Origin of the sequence: Cytobacillus sp. FSL R5-0377 (assembly GCF_038004385.1) — a bacterium.
Lineage (GTDB): Bacteria > Bacillota > Bacilli > Bacillales > Cytobacillaceae > Cytobacillus.
In genome coordinates this window covers 4,596,937-4,616,973 of sequence record NZ_JBBORA010000001.1, presented here as the reverse complement: position 1 = coordinate 4,616,973, position 20,037 = coordinate 4,596,937, and the positions used below count along the sequence as shown (strand labels likewise).

Here is a 20,037-nt window from a genome sequence, read left to right as displayed (position 1 = left end):
TACTGACGGTTTTTATGCACTCGTAAGAGTTCAATGGACCAGTCACCAGTATTTAGTTACCTGGAAATATAGGCATTTGTATCCCGATCCAGGGTAATGATCGTTCCTGAGAGTTCTGTAACGGGATCATAATCCTTTAATATGGAAAGTACCTTCATTCCATATTTTTCTTCCAGGACATTCCTTAAATGTTCCTTATAACTATCTATGATGGCAATGTCAGTCATTCGGGTTACAAAGCGATTAATCTCGTCCAAATGTTTAAGAGATGGAATTCTCTTATGATAGGCGAAAATTAATATCTTATCCCCCAAAAACTCGACTCTTTGACTTTTGACACCAATGTTAAACAAAAGAAGATTGATATTGTTATAGTCCTTGATAAGCTCCTGTTTAAATGGGCCAGCCGTCCAACTTATTCACTCACACCATCTTTTTGAAATTTCAGAATCCTTCGATAAATAGAATTTATCATAGTTAATTATATCTGTAAAGTGTTTATATTGAAATTATTTTACTAGTAATATCAACCTTCAGACACTAGTGCCTGAAGACAGTTTATTTCTCTCTGCTAATCAAGGTTTTTATTGTTATGCTTCATAAGCAGCTTCTCCCCTGATTACAACCATCTTTATACTTTCTAAATTACTCAGGCACTCCAGAGGATTTCCTTTAAGCAAAATCAGATTTGCGCTGTATCCCTCTTTAATTTGCCCAACGTCTCGTCCTAGAATTTTTCCGGCATTAACTGTGGCTGTTTTTAGCACCTTTTTCGCATCTGAAACAATCTCATTCATGGTGTACAATTCATCCAGCAGCGCCCCGTGAGGAGTGCATGGTGAACCCGCATCTGAACCGGCCCCAATTAAAATATTCCGGTTAAAATAGGTTTCAAATGCATTCCGGTGAACGCTGACGATTTCCTCTGCTTTATCTCGTGCATAAGATGGAATCCCTTCCTGTGTTGCAATTTGCTTATAGACGAACAAGGTTGGAATCCAGGCAGTATTCCGTGCTTCCATTAAGGCAGCCAGTTCATCATCCATGTAATGACCATGCTCAATTGTATCCACACCAGCAAGAATTGAATTAAGTATGCCATCACGTCCAATCGCATGGGACGCCACTTTGAGTCCAAAACGATGTGCCTCTTTACAGATGACTTCCTGCTCTTCCAGACTTAGCTCCGCATTGCCGACCTGTTCTCCTTCTATTCTTCCATAGACCCCGCCAGTTGCACTTACTTTAATGACTTCAGCACCCTTAAAAATTTGTTCGCGTACACCCTTTAAAGCCTCATCCTTCCCATCGACAAACCTTGCCCAGAACGGATCATGCCCGCCTGTCATGGTTAAGGTTTTTCCGCTCGCAATCACATCTGGACCTGAAATCAGCCCCCTCTTGATCCCTTTTGCTACATGCAGAGCAATGTCATCAATGGAACCAATATCCCTGACAGTCGTTATACCGTGCTTGAGATATGTTTGACAATTGGCAACAGCCCTTATAAGCATCTGCTCATAGCCTTCTGTTTCAGAGGTTTGAACTGGATTTAATGAGCCGTCCCACATCATGTGAATATGTAAATCTATTAAGCCTGGAGCTAGAAACCCTTCTTTTCCATCAATGACCTTTACGCCGGCTGGCAGTTTAGATTCACGAATAATTTCCTTGATCAAACCATCTTTTATCCAAAGTGCTAACCCCTTTTTACAATCCAATTCTTCCCCACACAATAGCTGCACATTCGATATCACAAACTCCATCACATGTTCCTCCTATCATTTTAAGGAAGAAGTGTGACACTTCTCCCTTTCAAGTTTGATATATATGTTAATAAAGCAGGGACTCCATATCACGCGGATATTCTGTGATTAATCGGCATCCATCAGATGTGATAAGAACAGTATCAGAGTGTCTGAAACCGCCAACTTCCGGTATATAAATCCCCGGTTCAATCGAGAATGCCATTCCTTCTTCAACCACATCATGATGGTCATAACGCAAAAAGGGCTGCTCATGTGCTGATACACCTATTCCATGTCCGGTACGGTGAATCGCATATTTTTCAAGTCCCGCCCTTTCAAACACTTCACGGGCAACTCCATCTACCTCTGAATATTTCACACCTGGCTTAATAAAATCAATCGCACGCTGCTGTGCTTCTATAGCAGCTTGAAATGCCTTTTCCTGTTCTGATGTTGGCTTCCCGACAATGATGGTTCTCTCTAATTCAGCACGATATCCATTTAGGCCAACCTGCCTGCTGTGAATAATGACATCTCCTGCTTCAATTTTTCTTGTGTTGGAAAAGACATGCGGCATAATGCTTCGTTTTAACCCGGAAGGCGACATCACTACAATATCAATAACCGAATCCGGATACTGTGCAGCAGTTGCTTTAAACAGTGCTGCATTTCCCGCTGCATCAATTTCCATTTCTGTTATAACCGCTCGAATTTGCGCTAATGACTTGCTTACTGCCAGGTTCACTAACTGTCCAGCCTGCTCCAGCATGTGAATTTCTTCTTCATCTTTAATAAATCGCATTTGATAAATGAATTGTCCGACATCAACTACCTGATAGCCTGATTCCTGAAGATAAACGAGAACCTCACCTGGAATGAAGGCTAGATCTACACCGATTTTTGAAGAGTCAGGACTTTGTTTTAGCAATGCACGTATATGCTCCATATGCGATGTCTCAGCCCTGCCAGCACAAGGATGTTCATAATAGACTAGGACATTATCTGCCTGTGAATGTTCCAGTGCATGTGTTTCTTCAAGACCAGGAACAATCATAGCTGTCTTGTCCCTTAAATGAAAGATAATGGGACGTGAATAAATTAAAGCCTTAAAATTCGTTAAATAAAATTGATGGTCAGGATTAAATACCAATACGGAAGATATTGCCTGTTCTTTCATATACTCTTTTAATCGATTGATTCGTTTCGTTGAATCCACGTTTACCAACTCCTTTTAAGTCCTATTAGCTTGTATGATCAGTAGTGATGTCTGTTGTGACGTTTTTATTTCTCGTTGCCAAACTGACTATAATGAGTGTTAAGACTGATAAAGGAAGGGCAAATAGGACACTATTCCAATCTAAAGGACGGTCAAGCCCTATTTCCCAAATCATCGTTGCAGAACCCCCTGCAATCATGGAGCTGATGACACCTGCTTTTGTCGCATTCTTCCATAATACAGTTGCAAGAATGGCCGGTGTTAAGGACGCTCCATACATCGTATAGGAATACATTTGGATGGCCAGTACGCTTGGGAAGAATTGCCCTAATACATATGCAAGGACCCCTAATACCACGACAATGGCACGGTTGTACCATAGAAGTTTACTTTCTGACAGCTTGCTTTTACTGGAGCGTTGGATTAAATCACTGACAATATTTCCTGATGCTGATAAAAGATAAGAGGTAGCTGTTGTGATAATGAAGGCAACGGCTGAACAAAGAATAAGCAATCCGATAATAAGGGGTACACCATCTATCGCAAGTGATAAAATGGCTGTATCAGGCTTGATTTCTGGAAAGAGTACGATTGAGGTAGTTGCTAAGATGATGGTTAAACTAATAACAAAAACACTGCCAACAAAAAAGCCGATAGTGGATTTCCGGGCTACGTTCGGATCTTTTGCTGCAGAGAATCGCTGATACATGTTCTGATCCCCCAGAACAAGTAAAAACAATGGCAGGAAGAAACCGAGAAGCTGAGGAAATGATAAGCCGCCATTCCAGGTTTTATTAATTTCAGGCAAAGATAGAGCTAATCCTTCAAATCCCCCAACAGCATTCAATGCAAAAGGAACCCCGAAAAGAAAGCCAATAATAATTAAAATGGCACTTAGTGCGTCAGTATAAGCAACTGAAAATAGCCCTCCGCTTACAGTTAAGAAGATAACTAATGCACACATAATGATGGCTCCTGTTTCCAGTGGAATGCCTGTAGTTAATTGCAGCACATATGCTCCACCTGTAAACTGGTAGGCTGTTATTCCGACAAAGGCAAAGATGATTATAATGGATGATATATAAAGAGCTGCTTTTCCAAAACGCCTTTCCAAAAGATCTGGAACTGTATAGATTTCAATCTTTCGAATCTTGGAAGCTATAAAATACAAGATGATAGTCCCAAAAATTCCCCCTGACAGATTAAAAATAGCGGCAAACGGTCCGTATTGGTATATAAAGCTCGCTCCGCCAACAACAGTTCCAGATCCAACAAACGTTGCCAGAAGGGTTCCCATGACGACGAATAGAGGCAGACTTCGGCCTGCGACCATAAAGTCATCGCTGTTTTTCACCGACTTTTTTGCGAAATACACACCAATCAACGCCATGAAAACAAGATAAATCACAACTGCAACTAAATAAATGTTCAATAAGCTCACTCCCTTTTCCTATTTTTATATAAGGCTGTGTGGCAGCTTAATGCAGATTTAAAATTGGAACAGTAATCTATGTCTCCTAATTAAAATTGGTATACAAGGGAGACTCAGCAACCGCAGAGCCCCGTTACAGTTAACAGAATCATGACGTTTGAATTGTGAAAGTTAACTGACCAAAACACCATTTTTCATCACAAGCTTATCACCCCGCAAACTATTTAAATCATTCAGAGGATCGCTGTCTGAAATCAGCAAATCTGCGAACTTTCCAGGTGAAATACTGCCTCGCTGAGCTTCGATTCCAAGACATTCAGCCGCAACACTCGTTGATGCTTTTATGACTTCCATTTCTGACATTCCGGCTTCATGCATAATCGCTAATTCATCATAATAATAGCGGGGCGGGGTTAATGGAGAGCCGCAATCAGTTCCCGTTGCAATCTTCACTCCGATTTGAACAGCTTCCTGCAGCATCGAGAAATGCGGCCCCACTACTTGCTTAGCTTTTTCAAGAGCATATGCAGGAATGTCCGGACTGCTTATAAGCTGTCTCATGACAGCCATTGTCGGCACTAAAAAGGTTCCCTGATTTTTCATGATTTCAAGAGCCTGCCGATCTGCGTAAATTCCATGCTCGATTGTGTCAATCCCAACCTCTAAACAATTCATGATCCCTTCAATTCCATCTGCATGGGCAGAAACCTTCTTGTTTTTCTTTAATGCCTCTTCTTTTGCTGCACTCAGTTCTTCTATTGTTAATTGAACTGAGCCGGGTTCTTCCCCTTTTGTATAAATACCGCCCGTTGCCATTACTTTCACGAGGTCTGCCCCTTCTTTCAGCACCCTTCTGGTATTCTTTCGAACTTCATCAGGCCCGTCCGATTCATAGCCTAAATAATAGACATGTCCCCCTGTCATACAGATAGGTGCACCAGATGCAATAATGGTAGGCCCTGAAAGCAAGCCGGAATCAATGACATTTCTTACATGCAATACAGTTCGATCCGGTGCACCCAAATCTCTTACAGTAGTGACGCCTAATTTCAGGGTATCCAATGCATGTTTATAGGCTTCCAAAGCGATTCTGTCATTTTCTTCATTTTTTATGACCGATTGCGGGTCTGCGCTGCCATTCCAGACGAGGTGCACATGGCAGTCGATCAGTCCGGGAAGTATATATTTTCCGGTACAATCAATGACTTCAAACCCTTCTGTATCATCTGGCTCCCCTTGCTGGACCTCCGTTATTCTTCCGTTTTCAACCTTGATATACGAATTTTCCATCACCTCATCATTTTGTCCGTCAATAATGCTGCCGCCTTTTAATATCCAATTCGTGTCTGTTGGCATTTTGAAGTCCTCCTATTGTTTGATTATTCAAAATCATAACAATAGAAAGATTATTTATCATTGTAACCTGCAAACAAAAAAGAGACAGCAATTTGTCCCTTAATAACAATTCTATTGGAATTGATTGGCTTTTTGTTTAATTCTGTATATGGAAAAGGCAAGCATCAGCATTGAATAATTGGACGGGTTTTGAATATCCATCTGCATTAATTCGGTTATTTTCTGCAATCTGTACTTTACCGTATTAGGATGCACGAATAATTCACTGCTTGATTTTTGCAGATTAAAAAAGTGTTTTAAATATGTATATAATGTTTCGGTAAAGGACGCATTCTTTTCCAGATCATAGGCAATCAATGGACCCAGTAATTCTTCATCAAAGTTTTGAAATAAATGATGGGATTGTAAATTATAAGCGATTTTTTCGATCCCCATCTCATCCCAAAACACTAATGGTGAATCATGAATCTGACCATGCAGCAGCCCCATTGATGATTGATCAAACATAGCCTTCAATTGGCTGCAATGCTTCACTTCTTCTATCGCACTTACGCCGATGAATATTCCTGGGGAGTCTCTCAGAATAGCCGCTAACCACTCTCTGTCTAATATTGAATCCATCACCCCGACAATTCTTCTGTTATAAATCCATAATCGGGAATTTGTTTCATCCTCTACTAAACTCTCTGAAAGCCTTTGAAGTTTTGACTGAAGTGCTTCAGGAGATGAGGACCGCACCTGGAAAGTACATCTTATTTTCTTTAGGTCCATATAAAAATCTGATAGATTTTTTTCGCCAGATTCTCCTTGAAAAATACTCTCCAGCATTTCTATATCCTTGCTTTTTTGATAGTGGAGCATTGTATTTTTATTATAGGCTGCTAAGCTTAAGGCACGTATTCCGTTCTTAATGACCTCTTCTGAAAACTTATCCGCTGTTCCATCTTGACAAATGATCAGGTAGCCAAGAAAGTTCATCTTAGAAAACAGCGGGGCTACCTTGAAATCCTGGCAAGAACCAGAATGGATTTTCACCGCTATATTTGATTCACGATTGGTAAATCGGGCCTTTAATACGTTCTCTTTATGCTGATTTATGATTAAATTAATCAAATGCTTTATCTCATCTCTGGTTTGCTTTTTCGTTTTCCAAAAAGCAATCAAGTCGAAATACGGGTCTAACACGCACACAACATTGTTTATATATTCTCCTATCACTTTTACAATGGAATTCAAATCCTTTTCCAGGAGAACAATTTCCATCAGCTTTTCATTTAACCTATGTAATTTCGAAGCCTGTTCATTTTCTTTCTTATTTACCAGCTGATTATATTTCTCGTGTATGATATAGTATGGGACCTCTTGGGGGATTTCAAAAAGCGGGAAAGAATGGGCATTGGAGTAGTCAATAAGTTCTTTTGGTATTGCTTTCAAAGCGGCTGTATGAAAACCAATAGCACTTATTCCGATTTCCTGCATCCATTCTAGATGGCTAACCATTTGATTCACATCTTTAAAAGCGTGAAATGTAGTCATAACAAAGCCTTTTTCTTTCATGCGGGAAGTTTTTTCAGTAAGCTCCATGCTTGTTAAGTAGGCAATCTCTTTATTCATATTTTGCCTGCCGCCGCCCACCAGCAAAATATTTTCCCCTTCTAACACATCTGCAAACTCGTTGACTGTAATCATTAAGAATCCCCCCTTTGAAAAAAAACTTATCTATCAATTTCTTATATGTATCCAATAGTTTGCTTATATTATAAAGGCAACTTCTGTTAAATAAAATGAATAAAACTAATGATTTAAACAAGTATGGGGTACATATTGGCTGTACCCCATTATTAAGACATTTACCGAATAAAATACCCCACAAGAACTGACCCGGCACTATACACCAAGAGCAAAGCCATTATGACATTAAACTGATTTCGATACTTCACCAGGAAGGATTGAAAAATAGAACCAAAAACACTCCAGCAAAAGGTACTTAGAAAACCTACAAAAGCAAGGAGGATGGAAAAGAAAATCAGGCTCGCATGGGAAGTGTGATACGGGAGGATGAAGGTGGATATAACGGTAACCCCATATAAAATCCCTTTTGGATTAATAAATTGCAAAAGCATCCCGATTAAAAAGCCGTTATGCTTCCCATCATTATGGTTTGGATCATCCGATTTACTGGTCATGATTTTAAATGCCAAAAACAGCATATACATAACTCCAATGATGGTCATGACCAATTCAACCTTTGGAATGTATTGATGCAGAAATAGATTAAAATAGCTGCAAAGGATCATAATGACAAAGAACCCTGCACCGACCCCTAAACAAAATTGGATCGTATTTCTTAAACCGAACCGGTTGGCGAATAGCATGGCCATAATATTGTTTGGGCCTGGTGTAAAGCTGGTCACAAACACATATAAGAAAAATGATAATAAAGACACAGCTGTTTTCCTCCTCCTCATGTATGCTATAATGTACAGAAAAGACAATATAGCGATTTACTACATATTGTATATTACGGACGTTATATTGTACAGATGAAAGGAATGCAGCAATGGAGGAAATTCATTTAATTCTTGCAAAAAATCTAAAAGCATATCGGGAAAATAAAAAATTAAGTTTAGAGAAGGTCGCCGAATTAACGGGAGTTAGCAAAACGATGATAGGCCAAATTGAACGGGGTGAATCAAGCCCTACCATTACAACGATCTGGAAGATTGCGAACGGTCTTAAGATCTCTTTTACCTCACTGATCAATAATCCCCAGCCGGAGACGCAGCTTGTTTTAAAGAAGGACATTCAGACATTATCAGAAGATTATGGCAGGTATCGGGTATATCCTTACTTTCCTTTCGAAAACGAGAAGCGATTTGAAGTGTATACTGTCGAAATTGACAAAGGAGGTTACCTTAGCGCTGAACCGCATATCGAGGGAACCGAAGAATTGATCGTGGTTTTTGATGGGGAAATAACCATCCGGGTTAATAACGATGAATTTACGTTAAAAAGCGGTGACTCCATCAGATTTAAAGCTGATCGGCCCCATACCTATCATAATTCAGGGAAATCAATGGCACGTGTCAGCATGATTTTATATTATCCGGCAGAATGATTGGCATTGCTATGATTGGTTGCGGTGAACTTGATTACATGCCCAAATTAACAATGACATTATAATTGTCGAATGTAAGGTCCAGCCATATTTCAAACTAAACCTCCGCTGTAAAATAAAAGAAATCAATAATCAATTTTTCAGTCCATTGACTCTCCTTATTTTTCTGGAATTTTGGTATATTAACAGATGAGAATATTTGGAAGGGGAGAAAAGAATGAATGAACTAGTGTTTAAACAGTTTGAGAAGACAAGAGGTTATTTTATTAATAAGATCGAGTCAATATCAAAGGATGTAGCAAGTATCCAGCCAGACGGGTTTAACAACACGATCCATTGGCATATTGGCCATGTATTAACGGTCTGTGAACAGTTTATGTTTGGCTTTCCCCGCAAAACGACCCATATCCCTGCAAACTACATTGAACTATTTGGGAACGGGACAAAGCCGGCTGATTGGAAAGGTGATATTCCTGAAGCAGATGAGATCATTATTCAGCTGAAGGATCAATTGGTCCGAATACAGCAAATTCCGGCAGAACGGTTAAATGAAAAGCTGGATAAACCATTTTTGGGACTTGAAACCTTTGGAGAATTAGCAGAATTTGCGTTGTTTCATGAGGCAAACCATTTGGGGCATATTCAAGCGATGGAACGGGTTATTCATCATACAGGAGTAAAGAACTAAAATAGGAAGATCAACTTTATTTAGTCTTAATAAAGGATGCCCATCGATACTACGAACAGTACCATTGGGCATCCTTACATATCTATATCTTGTCTCTCCTCCCGGAACATCTGTATTTTTCAACGACGAATATCATCTGTATATTATCATTAATAATTCAGTTTTATTTTTCAGTGGTAGAATACAACAGAAATAGAGCATGAGATCCACTCCCATGCTCATCTCTGCCTCAGGCACTCTTACCACCTGGCTGGCTGTGACCTCCAATTGTTTCAGGGTGATGATTGCAGCGTCCTGTGTCCTGCACTCCGTCTGGATGGAGAAAACAGCTTCAAGATATTCGTACATTTCTTTTAATTCAGTATCGAGTCTTCCACCAAGGCCAATAATCTTTTTATTGTGAGCCTGGCGTATGTGGCTGCTGTAACCGGGCCTACAGAAATTGCTTCATCTGTTCCTTCTCCGCCAACAGTCTTCGGGCAAACTTGACTGAAGCATCGGGTCTTCCATTAAGGCCCTTTTTAATTACCACACCTGCCTATATTGAGGAAACATAAACACAACACCTTATTTGAGAATCCAAACAAATTCATATGGCTGTAAAGTGACTTCACTATCCGTTTGTTCACCTGTAAGCAGGTTAGTGCCTATTAGGTCACATGAAAGTTTCACCGGTTCCGCTTTGACATTAACGGCAAACAGTATTTCTTCACCCGTTTCTTTATTGAAGCGTTTCAGTGCAAAGAGATCAGATCCCATGTCAACTACTTCCTGTTCGGCAAACGGTGAGAAGGCGGAATGTGCCTGGCGAATCTCAATCATGTTCTTCAGTCCGCCAAAAATGGATTGTCTGCGCGGACTAGTAGTCAATTCACGTGAAATAGTATTGAAATCGAATTTTTCCCTGTTAATCCGGCGATTGATTCCGGACTCCTCCACTCCGCGCTGGTCATTTTGCGATCCAAGCAGAGAATGATAATAGATCGCAGGGACGCCTATGAAGGAAAGGAGAATGGAATGTGCCGCAAGCATTTTCTGCACCTTCAGTTCATCCGTGAGATCTTCGCCTTTATTCACGAGTGCATCACTATAGTTAATATTTAATTCATAGACTGATTGACTGCCATCGCTATTATTTTTATAGGAGACACGGCCCCCATTTTCAACAACCTTATCGACCAGCAGCTGTTTCTCTTCTTCAGTCAGAATCCCTTCAGTCGGACGCATTCCGATTCCATCATGACTCGCCAGGAAATTAAAGTAGGTAGCTGTGTCGGTAACCTTTCCAATCGTCTTTGCCCATTCTGTCAGCTTGCCGGAATCATGTGTAGTCAACGTATACAGAACAAGCGGCGGCAATGAAAACTGGTAGACCATTTGAGCTTCATCTGTACCATCGCCAAAGTAGCTGATATTTTCCTTGTGCGGCACATTTGTCTCGGTAATAATCTGCGTTCCCGGCTTGAAATGATCCAGCAGTGTACGCCACATTTGGATAATTGTATGGGTCTGCGGCAGGTGCATGCAGCTTGTGCCGGATTCCTTCCATAAGAACCCAATGGCATCAAGGCGGATGCTTGTACCGCCTTTATATGCATACGTGAGCAGGATGTCCGTCATTTCCAGCAGCAGCGGGAAGTATGCGACATTCACATCCACCTGGTCTTCACTGAAGGTGGTCCAGGCTGTTTTTGTTCCATTCTTCCCCTCATATTCATGAAATAAAGGAGAAGTTCTCGGCCTTACGACACTCTTTGTATCGAACTCGGAATCAGAAGGAATGAAATATTGATTATATTCAGGGTCATCCTGAAGGTAGCGCTGGAACCATTCACTTGACTTAGAAATATGGTTCGCCACAAAATCGAACATCAGGCGATAATCCTTTGACAGACTTTCTATGTTGCTCCAATCCCCCAGCTCCGGATGGATTTTCCGGTAGTCGGTTACGGAGAAACCATCATCAGAGGTATAGGGGAACATTGGCAGCAAATGCACATCCGTAATAATCCCCTTAATGTATTCATTTAAAAATCGGTGCAGTGTATCAAGGGTTGGCTGCCCTTTTTCATAGATGCTGTCACCATAGGTGATCAAATAAACATTTTTTTCGGAGATAAGGTCATTTTGCTGCCAAGCAGCTTCAGACCACTTCCGGATAAGCTCTTTGGTCATCTCCATGTATCGTTCTTCATACTTATTACCGTAAATTTGTTTCAATTGGTGCTGAATTGTTTCAAAGAGAACGGCCGTCATCCTTATTCCCCCATTAATTTTAATGTCATATACCCTTTTGCCGGAACGGTGATTGAATGCAGATTAGTATCCAATCCTTCTTTTTCATACAGATCTGTTTCCACTGCTCGTGTAAAATGATCACTTGCGATTGAGCAGGTTTCATCCCTATCGGAAGGATTGAACATTCTGATTAACAAGCTATTATCCTCATACGCCCTCTTGCAGGTGCTGACAAAGATCCCATCATGATCCAGTTCAAACAAGGAAAAAACTTCTGGAGCCTCTTCAATCGGCTGAGGCAGCTCGAAACGCTCGAGTCTTTCCTCAAATGTGTTGTAGGATTGCAGCTGGTATGTGGCATAACGTCCACGATAGTTCTCGACTTCCTCAAACAATACCTTCTCAGAAAAAGCTTCATCAAGGAATACAATTCCATATTCAAACTCCATTTTCAGCTGCATTTGCGCATCAGGAGTATAGACTGTCTTGTTGTTAATCCCAGATGCACGCCCCGGACGCCAAGCCAGATTGTCACGGCCCAGCAGGCCAACACTCCTAAAAAGCGTCAAAGCCAGAGTTCCGGATTTTTTGATCAGTTCATACTCTTTGATTCCCTTCGTGAGTACGGCAAAAGTCGTTTCTTCGTCAGCAGCGACTGCAAAGTTTTCAATTGGATAGTAAGGAACCGGCGCCTCTGCAAAGCCACGTTCTTTCCAATGGGCCAGGTGGGCGTTCTCGGTCGGACGCTCCAGTACGCTGAACGCTTGATCCCCATAGGAAACCGCCGGATTTGCGACAGGTGTATCCAAAAGAACTCGCACACGATGGTCAGATACATGATTATCGATTTCATGGGTCACTCTGACCGTTTTCTCGCCTTTTCGAAGTTCAAAGGCACTGATAATCTTCAGAGCTGTGGTGGCCTTGCCCGTTTGTCTTTCCTCCAGATTTCCTGGAATGAGTGCTTCATGAACCACCATCATCTTTTCCGCCATTTCCGCTTTTTCAACACCAAGAAGGGATGCGTTGTCAATGATATGCTGCTCATCACCCTCGAATGGCGAAAAGTCATAAGAATCACCGGCATCGGCGACATTCTCGAACTTTAGAAAGTCTTTTAGTGCCATGCCTGATTCTTTATTCAGCAATTCAAGCCTGCCGTCATTCAAACGCAATGAATAGAATCCATTTTCAATCTGAGCATCTTGAGAAGGACTCATTCCCGGACTGCCACTTAGCCCTTCTTCAATCAATAAGGTTTTGTATCCCATTGGAGGGACGCCTTCCAGGTCAATTAATACAGCATTGCGGTAATATCCAGGCTGTTCTACTTCCTTCTCACCCTCAGCAGTGACAACAATCATCTTCCCGCCGCTGATGTATTCCTGCTCAGCCACAGAAACGAGAAGTTTATCGCCGTCTAAATCAGTAACAGCAAATTCCTTTTCTTTCGTGAAAATAACACTTTCTACTGGACCGGCATATGGCTTTGCCTGTGTATTAAAGACAATGTTCAGGTTATCTTTCCCAAGCTTTTTACTGATTGCCCGGGTCAGCTTCTTTTTCAAAATATTGATCAGTCCATCCGCAATTCGGCCAACCTTTGTAAGGCGCTGCATGATGTCTGAATTGGTATCATCCGAGTTGCAGCCGCCGATGCTGTCATGAGCATGAACATCAAATAGCTGCTTCCACATTTGATCTAGCCATCTCTGAGGATACTTCAAGCCAAGCGTCAGTCCGATCATGGCGAGCGGTTCAAGCGTGTGAAGGATTTTTTGTTCAACCTCATCATTTAGCTTTTTAATGTCATATCGCTGGGAGCGGATGGTATTATGAATGCGTGATTTTTGCGGTGCGATAAGCTCCCCTTCAATCACATTTTCGAAGCTCCCGTTTTCCCAGGCAGCCTTCATGAAACTTTCAAAATCAGAAAGAATGAACTCGTGTACCGGATCCATTTCATTCAGCTTTTCAATCGTTTTCGGGAAATGTTCCCTCACCAGCACCTGGTCCCCTCCTGCAGGCAGCAGCAAATGTCCGGTATTCCCATTCAGATCAGCCAATTTTTCAAGCATAGGCTGCAGGCGTTCTTCGTAATAGCTTTCATCCGCTGCAAGGAATTTTCCAGGGCCATAGCCGAAATACATATTATTCGCTTTGACCGTTTTCCCGTCCGGTGACTTCCAGGTGAAATTCAAGTCTTCTCCCAGCTGATCAGTATAAATCCCTCTCTGCAAAATACTGTTTTCTATTCCGAATCCGGTAAAAATGGAAGGCAAATACGCATTTTGCCCAAAGATGTCAGGCAGATAGCCTACCTCCATACTGTGTCCAAATTCATTGGCAATGCGCGTTCCATATAAAAGGTTGCGGATCATGGATTCCTTATGGACCAATAATGAATCGGTCTGCGTGTACCATGGTCCGATGAATAATCTTTTAGCCGTAACTAGCCTTAGAATCCTCTCTTTGTCTTCCGGATTGATTTGTAAATATTCCTCAATAACTGAAACCTGAGCATCAAATACATAGCCATGATAATCTTCATCATTTTCAAGTACTGTCATAAGGTGATCAAGATTCTCGGCAAGCAGGACGTTGGAATCCTCTATAGTGAAATACCACTCCCGGTCCCAGTGGGAATGCGGGACCACATATACATATTTTTGTTTTTTCATCAGACTAGCCTCCCTGCAGAATGGTGTATCGTTCTATGAAAGTGATGAAGGTGCCTGTATAAACAGACACCTTTTTCGTTTTTTTACTTAGCTGCTTCTTTTCGTTTGATAAGAGCGAAGCGTATGAAGATATTGCTTAGTGCGATGAATATGGCACCGGCAAGCAATCCGGCGAAATACGCCCAGAAATTTTCGACTAACGGCCAGCCCCAGACGGCAGGCAGCGGATACCATTGAACGGCTCCAAGTGCAACAGCAGTGATAACACCAACGATGGCTCCGATAATGTTAAGCGGAATGGTGATCAGCGGGTTGCGTAGCATGAACGGAATCGCTCCTTCACTAATCGCGATAAATCCCAGCAATAGTGATGTATTACCTGTGACACGAAGATTCTCATCGAAGACTCTTCTGCCAACAACATACTTATCGATAATCGTCGCAAGGCCTAAACCAATTGGCGGAATGACAATCGCCAGAACCCTTGCAGTCAGCGGGAAAATCTGATCTGCGGCAAGGCCAATCGCAATCGCACCTGCCGCTTTATTGATTGGTCCGCCAAGGTCAAATGCTGTCGCCGCTGCGATAACAGCGGAAAGGAATAAGGTGCCTGAGCCTTGTGCTGATTCAATATAATTTCTGATGGTTGTATTCAGGGCTCCAAAGACAGGATCCACAAAGTAAAAATTCAGGAAGAAAATCGTCAATACGCTGATAGCCGGAATGATCAGCATCGGTTTCATGGCCTGCAGGTTTTTGTGCAGTTTGATTTTTTCATTCAGGAATCTGGAAACATAACCGGCAACCAATCCAAGAATCAATGCTCCAAGGAAACCAGACGGGATTCCATCTTCTACTCCCCAGAACGTGTAGTGAAGGCCTGCTGCGAATGCTCCGCCAATAAGACCTGATACAAGTCCTGGACGTCCTGCCAGTGAATAAGCGACAAACGCTCCGAAGATCGGATACATGAACTTAAAGATCAGTCCCCCAAATTTATCAAGGTGATGCAGGATAACTAATAATTCATTCGAATGCTCAATATATTTTGCATCGTGGATCTCTCCAGACAAGCCAAATGGCATGGCTCCGAGCTTGGCAATCCCGATCATTAAACCAGCCGCAACAATGACAGGAATCATGTAAGAAATACCGGTCAGAATCGCCTGTGACATTTCAGACCATAACCCTTTTTTGTCATCTGAATCCATGCCGGAATCTCCATCTTCACCTGAAGCTTGTACCACACCATCCGGATTGTTCAATGCACGATTGATCATGTCCCCGGCGCTCTTTAAAGGTTCAGCAACCTTTGTTTGTACATAAGGCTTGCCATTGAATCGCTCCATTCCTCTTGGAGAGATATCAGTTGCGAAGATAACAGCATCCGCTTCAGAAATCAGGGCTTTTGTATGCTGGTCCTCAAGCCCATTGGCACCTTGCTTCTCGGTAATGACACGGATGCCTATTTCTCTTCCTGCCTTTTCCAAAGCCTCTGCAGCCATGTAAGTATGGGCAATGCCTGCTGCACAGGCCGTGATGGCCAGTACCGTTTTTGTATACTCTTCTGAATGTGCTTGCTTCTCCTCAACCTGGTCAATTGCTTCCAGGAATTGATCAGCATTATTTGCACTCATTAAACGCTGATAGTAGCTTTCATTCATTAAACGCGTACTTAACTCAGATAGAAGGCTTAAATGAGTAGATCCTGCTTCAGCGCTAGGAATCGCCAATAGGAACACAAGCTCAACTTCATTATTCGGGTCAATGCTTTCCCATTCATTCAGTTTATTTTTTAGACGGGCAACGGCAAAGGCAGCTTTTTTTACAGCTGCAGACTTACCGTGAGGAATCGCAAGCCCTTTTTCAAAGCCAGTAGGTGAAATCTGTTCCCTATCCATTACAGCCTGATAATACTCTTCTTTTGAGCTAAGGCAGCCATTTCGGTCAAGTGCGTCCACCAGATGGCGGATGACTTCTTCCTTGGTTCCCCACTCAACATCGAAAAAGAGCAGACTTTTGTCAGTCATGTTCTTTAATTCCATGTCTTTTCACTCCTCATCTATTTCTCTATGAATAGCGCTTTCAAATCAACTCAGTTTCAAGAAAGCCTTTTCTAAAATCGCTTACATTATAGTTTTAACATGAATCCGCTGCTTCTCTTTGTACATTCAGCGTACAAATGTACAACATTTAATAAATCTTAAAACATCAATGGGTATAGATTGCACTGTACGGTGTGATATAATCAGGAAAACAATGCAAAAGAGGAGCTCCAATGGGAAAAGTCACAGAACACTTCGCTCACGCCATTCCCTCACTTACACATGCCGAGAAGCACGTACTCTACTATATTGAATCCAGCCTGGAAAAAGCAAAGCACCTGCCCCTGACAGCAATGGCTGCGGAAAACAATGTCAGTACTACGACCATCGTACGAATGTGCCATAAGCTCGGCCTTGAGGGGTTCACGGAACTGAAGTATATACTTAGGGGAATGGATGATGAAAGTCTGCCAGCAGAAACGAATCCTCTGGCTCGCTACAGGCATGATTTGAATGAGACCCTGGAATCCATCCAGCTGGAAGAAATTGAGAAGACTGCTGAGCAAATGGTAAAATCAAGCCGCGTAATCATCGTGGCAGTCGGCCTTTCCAAAATGATGGGTGAATACTTCAGCAAGCTATTCATGCAAGTGAACAAGACGACTGTATATGTCTACGAATCACATATCATTGACATCCTGACGAACATGCTGGAACCAAAGGACATGGTTATCTTCATCTCATCGAGCGGAGAAACAAAGACGATAACCAAAGTCGCCGAAAAAGTTAAATATAAAACGATGCAGACGCTCTCTATCACAAATACACCGGACAGCACACTCTCGAACTTAACAGAATATTCTCTAAGCGCGAACGTCCAGCGGGTAACCTATGCCGGATACGACTTAACCGCCAGATCGACGCTTGTCATGCTGATTGACCTCCTGTTTGAGGTTTTCTTGAAAAAAGAGTTAATGGAAAAGAAGAAAAGAAAATGAAGCAGCAACGGAAAAAAGCAGCGGACCCTATCGGAAATACGATAAAGTCCCGCTGCTTTTTAATTTACAAATGAGGAACGATCATTTCGGCATTGCGATATGAGCTGCTGCACCCGGTGCCAAGAAAAGCATCCCAGCCTTAGCGCCCGCCGCGTTCCCCCAGGTTTATCCCAAGTCCCATATACAAAACGGCAATAAGCAGCATGATTGAAATCGGCAGGAGAATATCATTCCAGCCTGCACCAAAAAGGGCCACATCCATCATAGACTCGACTGCATACCCCATTGGGAACCAGCCAGCTGCAAAGGTGAATACCGGATTATCCATTACCCCTGGCGGCACATAGACACCGCTGATTATCGGGATAATCGGAATAACGGACGTATAAACCATATTAAACTTTTCCGGTGTTTTGGCCACACCCGCAAGAAGCATAGCCAGGCTGACACTGCTTAAAGTAAAGACAGCTGCGATCACCAGAATAATGGGAAGCGGGCCAATTTCAAAGTTCATGACATAATCAAATAGTAAAAACACTACCGTCATTTGGAAAAATCCAATGATAAAGCTATACAGCAAATGACCGGTATACAAATTAATTTTACTCACAGACGATAAGTTCAGGCGATTCCAGACCCCGCTGACTTTATCCGCATTAATGCCATTCACCTTAAAGCCAATCGTGAACATCGCTAAGAATAAAGTGAACCCGAACAGGAGCTGTGTCCCCATATCATGGCTCGATAATTCCCCGCCATCCAGGCTTTTTAATCCAACGGCCATAGGGGGATTTTCCATAAAGCGATCCACTGATTCTCTTAATTCAGCTTTTTCTTCTGTGCCCGCCAGAGCTTTAAGCTGCGCCTCTTCTGTAAAAACTTTATGAACCTCCTGCTCGATCAGATGAATGTTGGGCATATCTGAAGCTGTAATGACACGATAATCCTCTTCCATTACATGAATGGCCGCATCCCTTTTTCCCTCTCTTACCTGTTCGCGCGCCGTTGCTTCGTCCGAGATCTCATATTTCGTATCTGTATTTTTATTTAATAACGTGACCCACTTTTGTTCAATTTCCCCGGCATTTGGCCCGGAGGCAAAAATGCTGACAGAGGTTTTGGAACCCCATGCTGAATTTCCAAATATAAAGGTAGCCACAATACTGAGTCCAATAAATAACAGAATGAGAAGCGGTTTTCGTTTGTCCTTTAAGAATTGAGCGTAAAACACTGGATACATTAGCTTCGCCCCCTTTTTGGAAAAATTGACAAACTAATGGCAAAACAAATGATACATACAGCTGCAAGAAAAAGAATCGGGAACAGTAAATCATGGAATTCTGTATACTGAACCCATTCAATAATCGCTGTCTGAGTCAGGCCATTAGGTGTCCATTCACCGATTTTCTGGATCGGCTCCGGCAATCCATCAAGCGGGAAAAAGCTTCCGCCCAGAACACCACATCCCATAATGATCATCGTAGATACTCCGCTAGCTGAATTACTATCGTTCAAATGGAGTGTAAGGGCTGTTAATAGGGCTGACAATCCCCCGACCGTTAAGGCAAAGACTATCAGGATCAGCGTGACTCCAGCCCAAAAGGTGAAGGATTTACCCGGAAATACATCCAGCAGCAATTGAACAGCTGTCAGGGTGATGGCGAACTGCATAAGAGCCAGAAGAAAGGCCGAGACCGATTTTCCTAGTAAAAAGAATAGCGGGTGACGATCGGTTAAAATAATCCGATTGAATACCTGTTCCCGTTTCTCTGTTACTGTTTTTAAAGCGACTGTTTGGGCCATGAATAAAGCAAACAGCGTCCCAATGGCAATGGTAAAGTATTGGGCAAAGGTATAAGCGGAAGCGCCATCCACGCCTTCAACCACTTCCCTGCCGCCTTTCGGGAGTACCGGTTCTGCAGAGGTTTCAGCCTCTTGCTTCCCGAGAGCAAATTGCATATTAAGTGTATTGACAAAGTTCTGCATGATCTCCTGCAGTGAATTGACCTCTGTCGATTGTTCCTCAGCCTGAATATGAAAAGCCCCTTGGGACGCTTCCCCTAAAAACAGGTGGGATAACGTTGCGTACGTAAATCCTTCTGGAATTGAAACAAGGGCATCCAGTTCCCCGCTTTTCACTTGTTCGGCTGCTTCCTGTCGGGGTACGTCCTTCACCGTTACCCATTCCTTCAAATCCGAGCTATTCAGGAACTCCTGTAAAAGCTCAACAGGATCAAGACCCGATGCCGCTGCCAAAATGGCTTGTTTTTCTTCCGCAGGAATCCCCTTCTCTTCGACCGCAGCTGCAAACTGCTCCTTCCCCTTTTCAACATCATCCTCCTGAATGAACGAAACATCGATCTGAATGGCTTCTTCATCCTTCAAAAGGCCGGAAAAGGTAAAATTCAAGATGACAATAATAAGGACAGGAAGCAATAAGGCCAAAAGGATCTCTTTGCGGTCTCTCCAGAAAACCAGCAGATCTTTTTTAATAAAAGTACTCATGATTTCATCTCT

At 42.3% G+C, this 20,037-nt stretch carries 15 protein-coding genes; 3 read left to right on the top strand and 12 right to left on the bottom strand.

The window, feature by feature from the left end; translation table 11 throughout:
- Positions 1 to 56: 56 nt before the first annotated feature.
- The 7 genes from NSQ49_RS23335 to NSQ49_RS23305 form a co-directional block, all read right to left on the bottom strand.
- Positions 57 to 314 carry a DUF2294 domain-containing protein gene (locus NSQ49_RS23335; protein ID WP_445662637.1) on the bottom strand — a complete coding sequence of 86 codons (258 nt, stop codon included), beginning with the start codon at positions 312 to 314 and terminating at the stop codon, positions 57 to 59.
- Positions 315 to 590: 276 nt separating this feature from the next.
- Positions 591 to 1,766: a metal-dependent hydrolase family protein gene (locus NSQ49_RS23330; protein ID WP_159864475.1), complete on the bottom strand. Its 1,176-nt coding sequence runs from the start codon at positions 1,764 to 1,766 to the stop codon at positions 591 to 593.
- 67 nt (positions 1,767 to 1,833) lie between these two features.
- Positions 1,834 to 2,964 (bottom strand): M24 family metallopeptidase, encoded by a 1,131-nt coding sequence (locus NSQ49_RS23325; protein WP_251284146.1) that lies wholly within the window; start codon positions 2,962 to 2,964, stop codon positions 1,834 to 1,836.
- Positions 2,965 to 2,989: 25 nt separating this feature from the next.
- On the bottom strand, positions 2,990 to 4,405 hold the full coding sequence (locus NSQ49_RS23320) for a sodium:solute symporter family protein (RefSeq protein WP_251284145.1): 1,416 nt from the start codon (positions 4,403 to 4,405) through the stop codon (positions 2,990 to 2,992).
- Positions 4,406 to 4,567: 162 nt separating this feature from the next.
- Entirely contained in the window at positions 4,568 to 5,752 is a 1,185-nt protein-coding gene (locus NSQ49_RS23315; protein ID WP_159864484.1) for a metal-dependent hydrolase family protein, read from the bottom strand.
- 111 nt (positions 5,753 to 5,863) lie between these two features.
- Entirely contained in the window at positions 5,864 to 7,441 is a 1,578-nt protein-coding gene (locus tag NSQ49_RS23310) for a helix-turn-helix domain-containing protein (protein ID WP_251284144.1), read from the bottom strand.
- Between the two features lie 161 nt (positions 7,442 to 7,602).
- Positions 7,603 to 8,199, bottom strand: a complete 597-nt coding sequence (locus NSQ49_RS23305; protein ID WP_159864487.1) for a LysE family transporter — start codon at positions 8,197 to 8,199, stop codon at positions 7,603 to 7,605.
- A gap of 113 nt (positions 8,200 to 8,312) precedes the next feature.
- Here NSQ49_RS23305 and NSQ49_RS23300 point away from each other — a divergent pair, with 113 nt between their 5' ends.
- Together NSQ49_RS23300 and NSQ49_RS23295 are read left to right on the top strand one after the other, a co-directional pair.
- Positions 8,313 to 8,870 (top strand): helix-turn-helix domain-containing protein, encoded by a 558-nt coding sequence (locus tag NSQ49_RS23300; protein ID WP_159864490.1) that lies wholly within the window; start codon positions 8,313 to 8,315, stop codon positions 8,868 to 8,870.
- Between the two features lie 217 nt (positions 8,871 to 9,087).
- Entirely contained in the window at positions 9,088 to 9,558 is a 471-nt protein-coding gene (locus tag NSQ49_RS23295; RefSeq protein ID WP_159864493.1) for a DinB family protein, read from the top strand.
- A gap of 567 nt (positions 9,559 to 10,125) precedes the next feature.
- On the opposite strand, the gene NSQ49_RS23290 is transcribed toward NSQ49_RS23295, so the two are convergent.
- From NSQ49_RS23290 to NSQ49_RS23280, 3 genes are all read right to left on the bottom strand, one after another.
- Positions 10,126 to 11,814, bottom strand: coding sequence for an alpha-amylase family glycosyl hydrolase (locus NSQ49_RS23290; RefSeq protein ID WP_251284142.1), 1,689 nt, complete (start codon positions 11,812 to 11,814; stop codon positions 10,126 to 10,128).
- A 2-nt stretch (positions 11,815 to 11,816) separates the two neighbouring features.
- Positions 11,817 to 14,477 carry a glycoside hydrolase family 38 N-terminal domain-containing protein gene (locus NSQ49_RS23285; RefSeq protein WP_251284141.1) on the bottom strand — a complete coding sequence of 887 codons (2,661 nt, stop codon included), beginning with the start codon at positions 14,475 to 14,477 and terminating at the stop codon, positions 11,817 to 11,819.
- Between the two features lie 83 nt (positions 14,478 to 14,560).
- Entirely contained in the window at positions 14,561 to 16,522 is a 1,962-nt protein-coding gene (locus tag NSQ49_RS23280) for a fructose-specific PTS transporter subunit EIIC (protein WP_251284140.1), read from the bottom strand.
- Positions 16,523 to 16,755: 233 nt separating this feature from the next.
- Between NSQ49_RS23280 and NSQ49_RS23275 the strand changes: the two genes are divergently transcribed.
- Positions 16,756 to 17,520, top strand: a complete 765-nt coding sequence (locus NSQ49_RS23275; protein WP_251284139.1) for a MurR/RpiR family transcriptional regulator — start codon at positions 16,756 to 16,758, stop codon at positions 17,518 to 17,520.
- Between the two features lie 139 nt (positions 17,521 to 17,659).
- Here the strand turns inward: NSQ49_RS23275 and NSQ49_RS23270 are convergent, their stop codons facing one another.
- Both NSQ49_RS23270 and NSQ49_RS23265 read right to left on the bottom strand, forming a co-directional pair.
- Positions 17,660 to 18,760, bottom strand: coding sequence for an ABC transporter permease (locus NSQ49_RS23270; protein ID WP_251284138.1), 1,101 nt, complete (start codon positions 18,758 to 18,760; stop codon positions 17,660 to 17,662).
- Positions 18,760 to 20,025 (bottom strand): ABC transporter permease, encoded by a 1,266-nt coding sequence (locus NSQ49_RS23265; RefSeq protein WP_251284137.1) that lies wholly within the window; start codon positions 20,023 to 20,025, stop codon positions 18,760 to 18,762. The genes NSQ49_RS23270 and NSQ49_RS23265 overlap by 1 nt, the downstream gene beginning before the upstream one ends.
- Positions 20,026 to 20,037: the final 12 nt, after the last annotated feature.